Annotated in this window: 1 protein-coding gene; it reads left to right on the plus strand. The window is 62.7% G+C overall.

Features of this window, described 5'->3' with window-relative positions; genetic code table 11:
* A partial coding sequence (locus tag M3I54_RS44555; protein ID WP_254346747.1) for a transposase occupies positions 1 to 598 on the plus strand: 598 nt, incomplete at both ends.

Here is a 598-nt window from a genome sequence, read left to right on the forward strand (position 1 = left end):
CTGATCGACCAGTTCGTGAAGGGACCCATGACCGCCGAAGCGGTGCACGCCGCTTCAGCCGCGTTCAAGAAGGCGCTGATCGAGCGGGCGCTGGGTGCCGAACTTGGACACCATCTGGGTTATCCGGCGGGTGCCGTGCGGCCCGAAGATGCGACCAACCAGCGCAACGGCAAGAGCGGCAAGACGGTGCTGACTGATGACGGTCCGCTGCGCCTGGAGATTCCTCGTGACCGCGACGGCAGCTTTGCCCCGATCCTGATTCCGAAGCACGAGCGACGTTTCACCGGCTTTGACGACAAGATCATCGCGATGTACGCCCGTGGCATGACGGTGCGCGAGATCCAGGGGTTTCTGGCTGAGCAGTACGGTACCGATGTGTCGCCGGAGTTTATCAGCTCGGTGACCGATGCCGTGATGGACGAGGTGAGTATCTGGCAGGCGCGCCCGCTTGAGCCGATGTACCCGGTAGTGTTCTTTGACGCGCTACGCGTCAAGATCCGCGAGGAAGGGATGGTGCGCAACAAGGCGATCTATCTGGCGCTGGGCATCCTGCCAGACGGCACACGGGACATCCTGGGGCTGTGGATCGAGAACACGG

The sequence above is a fragment of the Paraburkholderia sp. CNPSo 3274 genome (assembly GCF_024206475.1).
GTDB lineage: Bacteria > Pseudomonadota > Gammaproteobacteria > Burkholderiales > Burkholderiaceae > Paraburkholderia.